We start from the raw sequence: 12,602 nt of genomic DNA on the forward strand, positions 1-12,602 counted from the left end.
CCGGGCTGCACCCGCGACCCCGGCGGTAGCGTGGCCGCATGACGGACGGGCAGGCGGCGCCGGACCGGCACCCCGCTCGCCTCGACGCCCGGGCCGTGCTGCGCGACGTCGGCCGGACCGTCGCCCGCGCCGATCTGGCCCTCGCCTACTGCGCGACGGTGACCGCGGTGTCGCTCGTCGTCCTGCTCGGGCCGCACGCCGACGCGATCCTCGATCGGGTCAGCGGCAACGTCGAGAACCTGCTGTCGGACCCCCTGGTCTCCCAGCTCGCCAGCGCACTCGTCGTCGAGAGCGTGCCCGGCCTGGCGCTCGTCGTGCCGCTGCTCGTGGCGCTCGCGTACCTGCAACGGTTCGTCGGCCGGCTCGCCTCGCTGGTGGTGGGCCTGGCGGGCCACGTGGGTGCCGGCCTGGTGGTGGCCGCGGGGCTGTCCAACGGGATCTTCCGCGGGCTGCTCGACGAGCGGCTCGCCGAGGCCACCGACGTCGGCGTCAGCTACGTCCTGGCGTCCACGACGGGCTTCCTGGTGCTGGCCGTCTCGGCGCGCCTGCGCTGGTGGTACCTGGCCGCCGTCGCCGCCTGCTGGCTGGTGCCGGGCGCGTTCAGCCGGACGTTCACCGACGCGGGCCACGTGAGCGCCCTGGTCATCGGGCTGCTGATCGCGCTGGTCGCCGCCCGGACCGTCGCGGCCGACCGGCGGGCCCGGGCCGAACGGCCCTGACCCGGCCGGGCAGCCGCGACTAGACCTCGCCCGGCAGCGCCGTGCGGACCACGATCCGCGTCCAGGCCCCCAGGTACAGGCGGTCCCCGTCCTCGATCTCGCGACGCTGACCGGCGGGGATCGGGGTCGTCGGCAGCGGGTCACCCGCGCGGCTCACGTAGGTGCCGTTGGCGGACTGCAGGTCCTCCACCCACCAGCGCTGGCCGTCGGTGTTGAGCTGGCAGTGCCGCCGCGAGACCCCGGAGTCCGTGCCGCAGTCGACCGCGGGGTGGATGTTGCGCGAGGCCGACGGGCGCCCGACGAGCACGCTGCGCTCCCGCAGCGGGACCAGCCAGGGCAGTCCGGCCGACGGCATCGGGTCCTCCGGCTGCTGCGCGGCGTACCAGTCCGGGTCGATCCAGATCTCGGCGACCCAGGACTCCTCGCCGTCGGGCGCCGGCGTCGGGAGGGCGGCCGGCTCCGGGGCGGGCGCGGGTGCCGGCGCGGGCTCGGCTGCTGCCGGCGCGGTGCCCGTCGTGAAGTCATAGCCGCAGACCTCGCAGAACAGGGCCAGCGACGACGCCGGTGCGCCGCAGTGCGGGCACGTGGTCGCCGTGGCCGCCGGCGCCTGCGCGGTGGCCTCGACCGGGGCGCCGGCCTCGATCGGGGCTCCGCAGACGTCGCAGTAGTCCGTCGAGGTCGACGTGTGGCCGGCGGGGCAGACGACGGTGCTCACCGGCGGACCCGGGTGGTCTTGGTGGACGCCGTGTCGAGCGCCATCTCGTCGAGCTTGTCCGTGTTGCGCTTGAGCCGCACGGTGCCGTGCTCCTCGTCGTCGATCTCGACCACCCGGCGCAACCGGGACGTCGCCTCACCGTTCCCCGTCTCGGCGGCCAGCTGCACCGCGCGGCCGAGCTTGACCGTGGCGGTCGCCTCGTCGCCGGCCGCCTTGGCCGCCAGCCCCTCCTGGATGGCGGACGCGAGCTCGGTCTGCCCGGTGTAGTGCGCGACCTCGGGGTTGATGCGGGCGGTCAGCGAGCTGTCGTCGGACCAGCGCGCCTTGACCAGGCCGGACGCCACGACCTCGCCGCCCACCGCGAGCTGCACGCGCGCCGCGAGCTGCTCGGAGCCGACCGGCTTCGAGGCCACACGCACGGCCACGTGGTAGTCGCGGGACTCGTCGCCCCACGACCCCGTCGGGTACGCGCCGGTGAGCGCGTTGACCTCCGTGCGCCGCGACGTGAGGTCCTCGACCGTGGGAGCCACCCGGCGCACGAACAGCACCTGCGCCCCCTGCGGGGCCCAGACCCGTAGCTCGGCATCGGCGACACCCTTGGACATCGACGCGCTGACCAGCGCCTTGAAGTCGTCCGCGATGTCGGCGGGGTCGCGGATCAGGTCGACCGTGCCCAGCAGCGCCGTGGCGATCTCGCGCAGCTCGGCGACCTCCCAGCTCGATCCCACACCGCGCGCGTCGCACTGGAAGTGGCCCGTCACGTCCGAGATCGCCTTGGACAGCTCGCCGCGCGGCTCCGACTCGTTGCGCCCGTCGGTCAGCAGGATCGCGTGCTTCTGTGCCACCTGCGGCACCTCGGCGAAGATCGCGTCCGCGAGGCGCAGCCAGGTGCTCATCGCGGTGCCGCCGGAGGGTCGCATGTACGAGATGGCGCGCTTGGCCTCCTCGCGCGCGCCCGGCTCCATCTGCACGATGGCCACCGGCGCGTTCGGGTACGGGAACGCCCGGTTGGCCACATGGCTCCCGCCGACCACGGCGAACCACGTGCCGTCCGCGATCTGGTCGACGGCGACCTGCGCCGCGTACTTGGCGGCCTCCATGTTCGGCCCGCTCATGGAGCCGGACGTGTCGATGATGACGATCTCGGCGACGCCGCCGGCACTGGTGTCCGCGGTCCCGGCCCCCGAGCTCGTCACGGTGACGATCGCGTGCACGTCCGTGGCGCCGTCGGAGAGGAACTCGTTCTGGAACACCTCGGTGCGGAAGTCGGCCACTGTGGCTCCTCGGTCAGGCTTCGTCGGTCTGGACAGTATCGATGGCCACCGCGACCCGGGCCAGCGCCGCGGTGATGTTGTCGTGGCCGCCCTGCGCGTTCGCCCAGCGGACCAGCTCGGCCGCGACGGCGTCGGGCGCCGTGCCCACCTGCGCCACGGTGCGGTGCACGAGGTCGGCCACGTCGTCCGCCTCGGAGCAGTAGTTCCACAGGCCGTCGGAGCACACAAGCACCCAGCCCGGGCCCTGCGCGCGCGTCGTGGCGGTGCTGGGCACGACGGTCTGCGCGTCCGGCCCGAGCCACCGCGTGATCGCGTGCCCCTCGCGGGACGCCTCGGCCGTCGCCCGGGGCACCCCGCGGGCGATCATCTCGTTCGCCGCGGAGTCGTCGACGCTGACCTGCAGCGCCTGCCCCTCGTCGGGGAGCCAGTACACGCGCGAGTCCCCGAGCCACCCGGCGACGACCGTCGGGCCGTCGACGACGGCGGCGACGAACGTGCACGACGGCGGCTCGGCGCGGCCGGCCATGTCGCCGCCGATCGCCTCGGTGATGGCCGTGTCGGCGGACGCGGCGGCACCGACCAGCAGCGCGGACCAGGACGGGACGGTCTGCGGTGCGTCCGTGGACAGCACGTCCCGGGCGGCGCGCGCGGCGGCGAGGCTCGCGATGTCCGAGTCGGGCACCGTGGACACGCCGTCGCAGACGACGAGCACCGCGGTCGTCCCCACCACGCCGAGCGCCATCGCGTCCTCGTTGCGCGTGTGCCGTCGTCCCCGGTCGCAGACGCCGCCCACCAGCGGGGACGGCAGCTCGCTCCAGTGGTCCCGCTCGTTGACCGCGGGCTCGCCGCAGTGCTCGCAGTAGCCGTCGGCCGCGATCGTGCCGCCGCATGCGCGGCAGACGGGAACGGTCGGCTCCTCGGGGGCCTCGACGACCGCCGCGGGCGCCGGAGCCGGCGCGGGCGGGGCCGTGCCGCCGAGCGGGGTGCCGCAGTGCTCGCAGAACCTCGACTCCGGCTCGGCGACCGTGCCGCACGCGCTGCAGGTCACCACGTGGTCCACCGACGGACGTCGTTGGCCCGGTCGACGAGCGCGATCCGCTCGTCGTGGCTCTCGGACAGCGTGGCCGACTCCCGCAGCGCCGCCTCGAGGGCGTCCCGCAGGTCCGGCTCCTGCGCGGGCACCCCGCCCACCTGGACGGTGCGCGACGGTCCCTTCTCCAGCACGGCGGCCAGGGCCGAGCCCAGGACGTCGACCCGCAGCGCGGCCCGGACCCGGGGGGCGATCGACACGGTCTGCACGCTCGCGAGCGCGTCGGACAGCGCGGTGAGGTCACCGCTCGACGCCGCCAGCAGCTGCGCCCGCATCATCCGCGCGTCCACGTAGGAGCTGCGCGTCGCGGTCACCAGGTCGAGGGCCGCGAGCGCCCCCGCCAGGTCGCCGCGCGCCCGGCGGATCCGGGCGAGGCCGAAGGCCGCCGGCGCGGTGTAGTTGGCATCCGATCGGGCGCAGATGACGTAGAGCGACTCGGCGATGTCCGGCTCGCCGCTCAGCTCGCACGCGGTGGCCAGCGCCAGCTTGGGCGCCAGCTCACCGGGCACCTGGCCGTAGACGGCGTTGAACGACCCCCGAGCCGCCACCGGGTCCCCCGCGCTCAGCTGGGCGAGGCCACCCAGCCATGCCGCCCGCCACTCCCACGGGTCGTCCTCGAGGATCTGTGCGATCGTCTCGTCGACCAGCCGCTGGTCGCCCGCCTCGACGGCCGCGGTCGCGCGGCGCAGCCGCACCTCGACGGTCTCCTGCGGTGCGTCGGCCAGGGCCGCGATGCGCTGCGCCGGGTCGCTCACGTTGACCCCGGCCAGCCAGCTCGCGGCCGGGTCGCTCGCGTCCACCTTCAGGGTGGGCAGCTGGTCCCAGTCCAGGGGATGGCCGGCCTCGTCGGACGTCGGTGCGTCGAACAGCACGGAGGCCGCCGAGTGCAGCGCCGGGCTGCCCGGGCCGCGGTCGGTGGCGACGACCTCGCGCAGCACGCCGAGGGTCTGCGCGCGCAGCTCGTCGACCGTGCCGAACCGGTCCGACGGGTCAAGCGCGCAGGCCTTGGCCAGCAGCCGGTAGAACGAGTCGTAGGCCTGGAACACCGGGGTGTCGGACACCGCGGGCAGCGAGGCCACGTAGGTGCTCGTGTTCCCGCGGAAGTCCAGCACCAGCGTGGCCAGCGTGCGACCGATCGTGTAGATGTCGGACGCCACGGACGGGCCGACCTCCGCCACCTCGGGCGCCTGGTAGCCCACGGTCCCGAAGATCGCCGAGTCGAGGTCGTCGATCCGGCGCACGCCGCCGAGGTCGATGAGCTTGACCGCGTCGCCCTGCTGGATCACGTTGTCCGGCTTGAAGTCGCAGAACAGCAGGCCCACGTCGTGCAGGTAGGCGAACGCGGGCAGGATCTCCAGGACGAAGGCGAGCGCCTGGTCCACCGGCAGGGGCGTGTTGACCCCGCCGGCGGCGTCGCGGCGGTCCTGCAGGATCTGCTTGAGCGACCGGCCGCCGACGAACTCCATGACGGTGTAGCCGGCGCCGTCGTGCATGGCGAAGTTGTAGATCTCGACGATCAGCGGGTGCTCGACCTCGGCGAGGAACTGCCGCTCGGAGATCGCCGCGGCGTAGGCGTCCGGGTCGCCGGAGTTCAGCAGGCCCTTGAGCACCACCCACCGGCCCGAGACGTTGCGGTCGCGCGCCAGGTAGATCCAGCCCAGGCCGCCGTGCGCCAGGCAGCCCACGACCTCGTACTGGCCGCCGACCACGTCGCCGGGTGACAGCGCGGGCGTGAAGTCGAACTTGTTGCCGCACTTCGGGCAGAACCCCGCGGTCCGGCCGGGCACCCCGTCGCGCGAGCGGCCCACCTCGGCGCCGCAGGCCGGGCAGAAGCGCTTGCGCTCGGGCACCTCGGCCACGGCCATGACCGCCTGCAGCGGGTCCTGGACCGGGGCGGGCGGGACCGTGGTCAGCCCCGCGCCGAGCCGTGCGCCGCGCAGCCGGGTCGACGACGTGCCGACGCGGCGGGTGGGCCGGCTGCCCCCGATGGCCGACGTGCGCGCCGAGCCGAGCGCGGCCGTGGCCAGCCGGCTCGAGCTCGTCCGCCCGGTGCGGGTGGACCGCTCGGCGTCGGGGTCCGTGGCGGCGCCCTGCGCAGCGGCACGGTCGGGGCTCGCCTGGGCGACCCCCGTGCCGAGCAGCGACGTGGCGGACGCGGGTGCACCGGCGGGGGCCGTCGCGGTCTGCGGTGAGCCGCAGACGTTGCAGTAGCCGTCCTCGTAGGTGCCGGTGCAGCCGGGTTCGGTGCAGGCGGTCATCGGTGTCGTCCCTCCTGAGCTGCCGTCGGCAGGTCGCGGGTGAGGTACTCGTACTGCTCCACGAGGAAGCGGGTCAGGGTGAGGTCGCACGGGGTGACGGCGACGACCGCGCGGGCCTCGTCGTAGCCCGCACGGACCGTCGGTGAGGAGCTGCGGCCGTTCGCGTCGGCCGCGGCGTGCGCGCCCTCGAGCCGGTAGCGCAGCTCGGCGCGTTCGCGCAGCGGTGCGCTGTAGGCGTCGGCGACCGCGTCGAACGCCCGGCCCACCGCGGCGAGCCGGTCGACGAACGCGTCGAGCTCCGTGCGGGTCGTCGGCACCGCGCCCAGCCGGGACACGTCCGGCACCGCCAGGCGGGGAGGACGCGCGATCTCCCGGCGGCACCGCTGCGCCAGCTCGTGCAGCGTCGGCTCGCGCCGCTCCAGCGCGGCCATGGTCTCGGCGGCGTCGGCCCGGCCCTTCTCGAGCGTGCGCCGCTGGGACACCTGCACGATGAGGTCGCGCTCGGCCAGCGCCGCGCGCGCCTCGAGCTCGGCGAGCGGACCGGCCACGTCGGCACCGCGGGCCGCCTGGGCGGCCAGCTTCTGCTCGCGCGTGCGCAGCGTCGCGACCAGCTCGCGCGCCGTCGGGTCGATGCCCGCCAGGTCCTCGCAGCGCACCAGGCCCGCCCGCAGCCCGCGCAGCCGCGCTGCCTGGTCGGCGGTGTCCGGGTCGAACGACAGGCGGGCCCTGACCTGGGAGATCATCGCGTCGCACAGCGTGACCGCCTCGACCAGCGAGACCAGCGCGGCCCCGAGCCCCGAGTCCAGCCGGCCCCAGACCAGCTGCGACATCTTCTCCCGGTCGACCGCGTCGGCCCGGCCGGAGTCCCAGACCTCGACCAGCTCGTCCGTGCGGCTGCGGATGGCCTGCCACATGGTCAGCGCCAGGAGCACGTCGTCGGTGTAGCTCTCCGCGGCGGGCGACTCCTGCGCGGCGGTGTCCAGCCGGTCCAGCTCGGTGCGCCGGTGCGCCAGCCACGCCTCGAGCCCGCTGAGGTAGCGCAGCAGCTGCGGTGCGGGGATCGGCTCGCCGAGGCGGCCCGGCGCCTCTGGCGCGTCGGGTCCGCTCACCGGCCGTACACCGAGACCGGCGGGACGGGGGCGGGACCGAGGGCGCCGAGCCAGCGGTCGTAGGAGGCCGCCCAGGTGCCGTCCGCCTTCGACTGGTCGAGGACCCCGTTGACGAACCGGACGAGGTCCACCTGGTCGGCCGCGACGCCGATGCCGTACGGCTCCGCGCTGAACGCCTCACCGACGACCTTGGCGTACGGGTCCTGCGCGGCGAAGCCCGCGAGGATCGTGTCGTCGCCCGTGATCGCGTCGACCCTGCCCTGCTGGAACAGCACCAGGCAGCCCGTGTGCGTCGGGGCGCTGACGGCCGTGACGTCGGGGTACGTCTCCTCGAGGCGCTCCAGGGTCGTGGTCCCCTCCGGCGCGCAGACGCGCTCGCCGGCCAGGTCCTCGATGCCACCGGCGTCGGAGTCCCGAGTGACCAGCACCTTCTGCCCCGCGGTGAGGTACTCGGCGGAGAACGCGATGGTCTCCCAGCGCTCGCAGTTCACCGTGAACGCGCGCGCCACCAGGTCGACCTCGTGGCTCTCGAGCACCTCGAGCCGCTGGGCCGAGGTGATGACCCGGAACTGCAGGCGGTCCGGGTCGCCGAAGATGGCGGCCGAGACGGCGCGCAGCATGTCGACGTCGAAGCCCTCGATCTGTCCGGTCAGCGGGTTGCGTGAGCCCATCAGCAGGGTGTCCGCCGAGACCCCGACCCGCAGCGCGCCGCGCGCCCGGATGGCGTCGACGTTCGGCGCGGCCTCCCCGGGCACCGGGGCGTAGGACGTCGTGGACTCGTTGGCGTCGTCGCAGACGGGCGCGGCGGGGAGCGTGACGGACGCGGCCCGCTGCTGCGGCGCAGCCGGTGCCGCTGCCGGGGCGCCGGCGCAGCCCGCGAGGAGGGCGAGCGCGGCGACGGCGGCGCCCAGGGTGCGTGCGATGGTCGTGGTCACCGGTACTCCTCCACTCGGGTCGAGATGCCGCGCCAGGCCAGGGCCGCGGCCAGCACGCCCGCGACGAGCATCAGCCAGCCGACCAGGACGGATGACCCGCCGGAGCCGGACAGTGCGTCGTGCGTCTCGGCGGCGCTGGCCTCCAGGCTGCTGGACGCCGCGGTCGAGAACGTCTCGAAGACGTCGTTCGGGGCACCAGGCTCCTCGCTGACCGCGAGCGCGACCGCGGAGTCCCAGTCGCCGCCGTCGTCGAGGGCGCGGATCTCCTGGTGCGAGGTGACCCAGTCCTCGAGCAGCGGCGTCAGACCCGGATCGACGGTGTCCCGGGCGAGGAGCTCACGCGCCTCGTCGGTCTTGAGGACGAACTCCTCCTCGTACGCCGCCCCGGAGCCGCGCTTGATGAGCGTGAACGACTCCTGGGACTTCGCGTCGTTGGCCAGCGAGTACGCCTGGGACACCGCGACCGTGGCGTCGTACGGACCGTTGCGCGCGTCCCCCGCCTTCTGCGCGGCCGAGCCCAGCACCACGGCACCGCCGAGCGTGGCCGCGAGGGCCAGCACGGTGGCCCAGAACAGCCCCGCGTTCAGCCGGCGGTGCGTGCGCTTGGCCAGCCACACCTGCACGACGACGAGCAGCGCGAGCGCGACGACGCAGAGCGCGAGCAGCCACGGCACCGAGCCGACGGAGTTGAAGGAGCCGTCCACCCGGTCGGTGTTGGCCTGCACCAGCGCGTCGAGCTGCGGAAGCACGTCGGTGCGCAGCACCGAGGACGCCTGGTCGAGGTAGGCCGCCCCGACGGGGAAGCCCTGCCGGTTGTTGGCGCGCGCCTGCTCGACCAGCCCGGTGTACGTGGTCAGGCCGGCGGTCGCCTGGCCCAGCAGCTCCGCGTCGGCGGCGTTGGACCCGGCCAGCCGCGCGAGCCCGTTGGCGGCGGACGCGACGGCCTCGTCGTACCGCTCGCGCTGCTGCGGAGGCTCGAGCCCGCCGACCAGGAACGCGTTGGTCGCGGTGGCGTCGGCGACCACCAGGTCGTTGCGGACGTCCTGGATGCCCACCAGCTGCGTGGTGTCGGCGTCGGCGTCGGAGAGCGCCTGCGACTGCGCGAGGCCCGCGTTCAGGCCGATCACCCCGACGGCCGCGGCGGCGAGGACGGCGACCACGCCGGCGGCGCGCATCTTGCCCGGCGTGCGGCTCAGCAGCCCGCGCAGCCCGGTGCGGTGCGCCGGGGTCGCGGGGGTCGGCGACGCCGTCGGCGGGGTGATGGTCTGCGTCACGCGGACTCCTCGATGTGGTGGGGCGCGAGCGTGTCGGTGCCGTCCGGCTCGTGCGGCTCAGCCGGCTCGGCCGGCTCGGTCGGCGTGACCAGGTCCTCCGGGAGGAGCTGGCGCAGCTGGTCCACGGTCGGCTGCTCGACGTCCCGGAGGCGCCAGGCGTGCCGGGTGATCGCCTGGTCGAGCACGTTGCGGGCGTAGCGGCCGTTGCCGAACCCGGCGTCGCGGATCTGGAGCGAGGCCAGCTCCTCGAACCGCGCCAGGCACTCGGGCGTCGGGGCGAAGTCCGCCGCGGCGGCGGACCGCGCGAAGATCTCGCGCAGCTCGCCGTCCGAGTAGTCGTCGAACTCGACGGTCGTGGAGAAGCGGCTCTCGAGCCCGGGGTTGGTGGCCAGGAACGTCGCCATCGGAGCGGGATAGCCCGCCACGATCACCACGAGGTCGTCGCGGTGGTCCTCCATGTCCTTGACCAGCGTGTTCACCGCCTCGGCGCCGTACTGGTCCTCCGCCAGCCCGTAGGCCTCGTCGATGAACAGCACGCCGCCCAGCGCGGTGGCGACCACCTCCGACGTCTTGACCGCCGTCTGCCCGAGGTACCCGGCGACCAGCTCGGAGCGGTCCACCTCCACCAGGTGCCCCGTGCTCAGCAGCCCGAGCGCCCGGTAGATGCCCGCGACCAGCCGCGCGACCGTCGTCTTGCCCGTGCCGGGGTTGCCCAGGAACACCAGGTGCCGGGTCAGCGTCGGCGCGGTCAGACCGGCCTCGGTGCGCAGGCGCTCGACCCGCAGCAGCTGGGTCTGCTGACGGATCTCGCGCTTGACCCGGTCCAGGCCCACGAGCGCGTCGAGCTCGGCGAGCAGCTCCTCCAGGGTCTTGGCGGGCTTCTGCTCGGCGGCGGGCGGCGCGGCCGACGCCACCGTGCCCTGCGTCCGGACACCGCCCTCGGCCTCGGGCTCGGTCCCCGGAAGCGCCGGCAGGGCGAGCCCCGACAGGTCGAACGCGGGCAGGTCGAACGCGGGCACGTCGAACGCGGCCACGTCGAGCCTGGCCGCGTTCGCGGGCGCACCGGCGGCGGGCTCGGGACCACGGGCGGCCGCACGCTGCACCGCGGCCGTCGCGGACGCCCGGGCGATCACGTCGATCTCCGCGGGACCGAGGTCGCAGGCGGCGGAGACGACGTCGGCCAGGGCGGCGGCATAGCCCGCTGCCTGCGGTGTGCCGACGAGCCCGGCGAGCAGGTCCGTCGGGGAGGTACGCCAGCGGCGGGCGCTGGAGGCCGCCGCGAAGAACGCCCCGAACGTGGCCTCGGGCGCGCCCACCGCCGCGAGCCAGCCCGTGGCCGCACCGGGGATGGACTCGGCAACGGCAGCAGCGAGCCGCGCGCCCTCGTCACGCACGGCGTCGCCGTCCAGCCCGGCACCGGCGCCGGCCGCCACCAGCCCGTCGAGCGCCGCGGCCAGGGTCGCGCTCACGGCTGCTCCACCTGCGGGGTGTCGAGGCCGGCCTCCGGGGCCAGCGCGAGGGACGAGCCGCCGAACTTCTCCGCCAGGAACGCACCGTGGGCGACGAGGGCGTTGGCGTCCTCGCGCGAGACGGCGTCGGAGATCTTGTCCAGGGTGACGCCGAGCAGGTCCAGCTGGTCGCACAGCACCATCAGCGAGGTCTTGCCCTTGGAGACCACGCGACGGTCGGCGAAGTCACGCGGCAGGCGCAGGTACCCGCCGACGGCCTCCGGCAGGTAGCTGGTGGCCGTGGCGACCACGGTGTGGGCCTGCCGGCTGCCGGCTCCGAGGCGGTCGAGCCGCGGCGCCATGTCGTCGACCGTGCGGGTGATCCGCAGGACGCGTGCGGTGACGGCGGCCGGGACCTTGCCCGCGATCTGCTGCTCGACCCGGTGCGCGGACGCGACGATGTCGGCCGTCGTCGGCGCGGGAGGCGCCGCGGCGACGTCGGGCTCCTGCCGGCGCCCCCTCAGGCGTGCGAACCAGCTCATCCGAGGTCGAGCGAACCGCTCGCCACATCGGTGGTGTCGCCCCGCTTGACCCGGTCGAGGTAGCCGCGGGCCTTCGTCGTCTCCGTCTCGAGCACGCCGATGGTGGTGGCCATCGAATCGAGCGCCTTGACCTTGAAGGTGTCGATCGAGTCCATGGTCGCGTAGATGTCCGAGAACGCCTGCTGCAGCTGCGGCAGGCCGACGGTCGCGCCGGCGGCCTGCTCCTGGATGCCGGCCGACTGCTCCTTGAGCATCTTGGCGGTCGACGCGATCAGCCCGGTGGTCGTGGTGTTCAGCGCCGTGATCTGGTCGAGGACGAGCCGCTGGTTGTTCAGCGCCTGGGCGACGATGACCGCGGTGCGCAGGGCGGCGACGGTGGTGGTCGTCGCGCGGTCGACGCCCTTGATGAGCTCGACGTTGTTCTTGATGATGATGTCGATCGCCAGGTAGCCCTGGATCGAGACGGCGAGCTGCGTGAGCAGGTCCTGGTGCTTCTGGCGCACGTAGAACAGGACGTCCTCGCGCAGCGACTTGGCGCGTGCGGGGTCCGTCGCGTCGAGCTCCGCGATGGTCGCCGACAGGCGCGTGTCGAGCGACTCCGCCACGTAGATGTACTGGTGCAGGCGGGCCATCGTGTCCCAGAGGTGCTGCTTCTCCAGGTTGAGCGCGGCGTTGTCCTTGCGCAGCTCGTCCTGGCCGTTGTAGAGCGCCCGCACGATCCCGTCGATCTGCTTCTGCGAGCTCTCGTAGCGGCGGAAGTAGTCGGTGATGGAGTCGCCGAACGGGATGAGCCCGAGCAGCTTCTTGCCGATCGTGGCCTCGCTGGGGTCCAGGCTCTCGACGGTCTTGCGCAGGTCGAGAAGAGACTTGCTCACCTGCGACGTCCCGGAGACGCCGCCCTCGCGCAGCTCCTTGACGGGCATCTGGAGCAGCCGGTTGGACGTCTCGGCGGCGGCCCGGATGTCGGTGTCACCCATCGTGCGGATGTCGTCGGCCTTGCCCGCCAGCTCGGGCGAGCCCACCTGCGCGGCCATCAGGCCCTCGACGTACGAGCTGACCTTGGCGTCGAGACCGGGCAGAGCGGCCTCGGGGATCTGCGGAGCCATCGCCGGGGCCTGCGTGGTGGCCACCGGGGAGACCGGGGCAGGGGCCTCGAGCGCGAACACGGACTGCGGTGCGGGGGGCCGCAGGGGAGCTGCGTCGGTCATCGTCGTCCTTCACGTCCAGCTCGGCGCCGA

At 74.4% G+C, this 12,602-nt stretch carries 11 protein-coding genes; 1 reads left to right on the plus strand and 10 read right to left on the minus strand.

The annotated features are described in order from the left end of the window. The first annotated feature begins 38 nt into the window (after positions 1 to 38). Positions 39 to 719: a rhomboid-like protein gene (locus KG102_RS14390; RefSeq protein ID WP_208288297.1), complete on the plus strand. Its 681-nt coding sequence runs from the start codon at positions 39 to 41 to the stop codon at positions 717 to 719. A gap of 19 nt (positions 720 to 738) precedes the next feature. On the opposite strand, the gene KG102_RS14395 is transcribed toward KG102_RS14390, so the two are convergent. Genes KG102_RS14395 through KG102_RS14440 form a run of 10 tightly spaced genes read right to left on the minus strand, consistent with a single transcriptional unit; the run spans position 739 to position 12,572 of the window. Further along, positions 739 to 1,434 carry an FHA domain-containing protein gene (locus tag KG102_RS14395; RefSeq protein WP_208288296.1) on the minus strand — a complete coding sequence of 232 codons (696 nt, stop codon included), beginning with the start codon at positions 1,432 to 1,434 and terminating at the stop codon, positions 739 to 741. Then, a complete protein-coding gene (locus KG102_RS14400) occupies positions 1,431 to 2,708 on the minus strand; it encodes a VWA domain-containing protein (protein ID WP_208288295.1) in 1,278 nt (425 codons plus the stop codon). Before KG102_RS14400 ends, KG102_RS14395 begins: the two co-directional genes overlap by 4 nt. A gap of 13 nt (positions 2,709 to 2,721) precedes the next feature. Continuing rightward, positions 2,722 to 3,759, minus strand: coding sequence for a PP2C family serine/threonine-protein phosphatase (locus KG102_RS14405; RefSeq protein ID WP_249667337.1), 1,038 nt, complete (start codon positions 3,757 to 3,759; stop codon positions 2,722 to 2,724). Next, the gene (locus KG102_RS14410; RefSeq protein WP_208288294.1) at positions 3,753 to 6,056 is read right to left on the minus strand and encodes a serine/threonine-protein kinase; all 2,304 of its coding nucleotides are present in this window, start codon (positions 6,054 to 6,056) and stop codon (positions 3,753 to 3,755) included. Before KG102_RS14410 ends, KG102_RS14405 begins: the two co-directional genes overlap by 7 nt. Continuing rightward, positions 6,053 to 7,165 carry a hypothetical protein gene (locus KG102_RS14415; RefSeq protein ID WP_208288293.1) on the minus strand — a complete coding sequence of 371 codons (1,113 nt, stop codon included), beginning with the start codon at positions 7,163 to 7,165 and terminating at the stop codon, positions 6,053 to 6,055. Before KG102_RS14415 ends, KG102_RS14410 begins: the two co-directional genes overlap by 4 nt. Further along, a complete protein-coding gene (locus KG102_RS14420; protein WP_208288292.1) occupies positions 7,162 to 8,100 on the minus strand; it encodes a glutamate ABC transporter substrate-binding protein in 939 nt (312 codons plus the stop codon). Before KG102_RS14420 ends, KG102_RS14415 begins: the two co-directional genes overlap by 4 nt. Further along, positions 8,097 to 9,374 (minus strand): hypothetical protein, encoded by a 1,278-nt coding sequence (locus tag KG102_RS14425; RefSeq protein WP_208288291.1) that lies wholly within the window; start codon positions 9,372 to 9,374, stop codon positions 8,097 to 8,099. Before KG102_RS14425 ends, KG102_RS14420 begins: the two co-directional genes overlap by 4 nt. Next, entirely contained in the window at positions 9,371 to 10,843 is a 1,473-nt protein-coding gene (locus tag KG102_RS14430; RefSeq protein ID WP_208288290.1) for an AAA family ATPase, read from the minus strand. The genes KG102_RS14425 and KG102_RS14430 overlap by 4 nt, the downstream gene beginning before the upstream one ends. Continuing rightward, entirely contained in the window at positions 10,840 to 11,364 is a 525-nt protein-coding gene (locus KG102_RS14435) for a hypothetical protein (protein WP_208288289.1), read from the minus strand. Before KG102_RS14435 ends, KG102_RS14430 begins: the two co-directional genes overlap by 4 nt. Further along, complete coding sequence (locus KG102_RS14440; protein WP_208212552.1) at positions 11,361 to 12,572, minus strand: toxic anion resistance protein; 1,212 nt, start codon at positions 12,570 to 12,572, stop codon at positions 11,361 to 11,363. The genes KG102_RS14435 and KG102_RS14440 overlap by 4 nt, the downstream gene beginning before the upstream one ends. Between the last annotated feature and the right edge of the window lie 30 nt (positions 12,573 to 12,602).

The sequence above is a fragment of the Cellulomonas fengjieae genome (assembly GCF_018388465.1).
Lineage (GTDB): Bacteria > Actinomycetota > Actinomycetes > Actinomycetales > Cellulomonadaceae > Cellulomonas > Cellulomonas fengjieae.